The sequence below is a fragment of the Natrialba sp. INN-245 genome, from assembly GCF_009807105.1.
GTDB lineage: Archaea > Halobacteriota > Halobacteria > Halobacteriales > Natrialbaceae > Natrarchaeobius > Natrarchaeobius swarupiae.
Window position 1 is genome coordinate 1 of record NZ_WUBV01000049.1, and the last position, 1,922, is coordinate 1,922.

The window sequence follows — 1,922 nt, forward strand, 5'->3', positions numbered from 1 at the left end:
ATAGCCCGTTGCACGATTTCGAAATTAGCTCCGACCTATCGCGGTGTAGTCACTAGCGTCTAAATAGTCACTTTAACTAGACTAGAAGTCGGATCGATAGTATGTCCAATACTAGACCCGACACGAATGAAAATACGACCACGTCTCATAAGACTGCTGTTCGTGAGTTCCTCTGCACCCACGGCGAGGTCGCCTCCAAAGAACAACTCCGCGCTGGCACCGAGGTGCCAGCGTGGTATATCGATCAGATCGCTTCCGAAGATCCCTTCTACACCTCGCTGAATCACAACGGCAGATACGTTGCCAGCAAACACGTTGTTGGCCACCGCGCTACTCATGACGGTTTCTGGCGACCTGAGGTGGATGACGACGTCGCCGTCTTCCACCGCAAAGAAGACACCAAATCGACGCTCAAACACCTCGCATTCAGGCGTCCATCCGGACTCACGCCAGCCGAAGCCCACGATCTTCTCGGTCGTCGCTGCTACCGTCCACTTCGTAAGCTCGCTGAAGAACAAGAGGTTCATGCCGTTGATTGGCAAAACACCACTCTCTACCTCCACAGCTGGCCGTCCCGACGGGACGACCAGCTGTCACAACGTCAGACCGACCAACCGACCGACGTCACGCCCGAAGAACCAACCGAAGACGGCTACCTCTACCGTGACGAACTCGTCGCTACGTTCCTCTCGGTCGCTCTCTCACAAATCCAGTCAATTCCTCCCGAACGAGCAGCTGCGCTCGTTCTTCGGCAGTTCGAGGGCGACTCCTTCGACGCCCTCGAACGCCGTATTCGTCGGAATCACTCCTTCAGGGAGGCACTGGACTACGTCGAGCCAGAGGATGTCCCCGACGGGACATCCCTCTGGCGGGCCTTCGACGATCTCCAACCGGACGAGCTCCGTGACTGCCTCCAGTCGATGTGTGGCGAGTTGCTCGATGACTACGACCACGCTGGAGAATTCATCATCATCGACGGTACTCATATATCCGCCTGGGCAAACACACGCGAAGAGATCGAAAACGGCGACGTTGAAGGGGCGAGTTGGGGGAAACACGAAGGATCGTTCTACGGGTACAAGGTGTTTCTCGTCGTCGACGCTGCAAGCGAGTTGCCGGTCGCCATCACGATGGAGACCGGCAAACGGAACGATACTGCGGCGTTTGAACCGCTCATCGAGGAGTTCGATGAGCGGTACGACACTGACGAACTCCAGGCTGCACTGGCTGATGCCGGCTTCGACAGTCAGCCCAACCGTGAGTTCTGCCAAGACCGGCTCGATTGTCCGTTACTGACAGCGATTAATCCCCGCAGATCGTCGCCGTTAGCGACGATCAAGGAGGAAATCAAAGAGCTCTTCGAGGAACACGGAGAGGAGATTGAGAGTCCTTACGATGCTCTGGAGAGACTCCCACAAGAACAACTCTCTGAGTACGGTGTTGAGGCCGGTAGCGTCGAGGAGACCTACATTTTCCAGGCGATCAAAGAACGAATGCATCGACACCTGCGGGCAGGTGTCGAGCGAGTCTTCTCGCGGCTGAAATCCTTCACCGGCCTTGATCGCGTACGGGCACGCAAGGAAGACAACGTCGAGACACACGTCGTTCTTTCAGCAGTCGCACTCGTCGCAGGGTCTCTCACCGCAAAACGGCAAGGAAAACCAGGACTGATACGCTCGCCAGGACGGCTCATTTGACCGGCAACCCGCCCGTCCGAAAATCAGGGTTCGCCGCCTGAGAGGCATCGCTCTCAGGCGGCTGTATTTCTTGACTGGTACCTGATCAATCGGCGAAATCAGCTGGCCTGTAATCGTGATCTATCAAGAATCCGTCCCTCATTGAACCAGTTCAGCCGAGAAGGGTGGAGTCTGACAGGAATCTGCTCCCCTCTGGCGAACTAAGATTGAACGTGCAACAGGGTA

At 56.2% G+C, this 1,922-nt stretch carries 2 protein-coding genes and 1 pseudogene; 2 read left to right on the forward strand and 1 reads right to left on the reverse strand.

Annotation, left to right across the window (positions count from 1 at the left end; all coding sequences use genetic code 11):
• Nucleotides 1-59 precede the first annotated feature (59 nt).
• On the reverse strand, nucleotides 60-563 hold the full coding sequence (locus GRS80_RS21130; RefSeq protein WP_343161599.1) for a hypothetical protein: 504 nt from the start codon (nucleotides 561-563) through the stop codon (nucleotides 60-62).
• A 153-nt stretch (nucleotides 564-716) separates the two neighbouring features.
• Here GRS80_RS21130 and GRS80_RS21135 point away from each other — a divergent pair.
• Together GRS80_RS21135 and GRS80_RS20830 are read left to right on the forward strand one after the other, a co-directional pair.
• Nucleotides 717-851, forward strand: a pseudogene (locus GRS80_RS21135) (hypothetical protein); the annotation flags it as partial.
• Between the two features lie 81 nt (nucleotides 852-932).
• Nucleotides 933-1,697 carry a transposase gene (locus tag GRS80_RS20830; protein ID WP_235019761.1) on the forward strand — a complete coding sequence of 255 codons (765 nt, stop codon included), beginning with the start codon at nucleotides 933-935 and terminating at the stop codon, nucleotides 1,695-1,697.
• Nucleotides 1,698-1,922 lie beyond the last annotated feature (225 nt).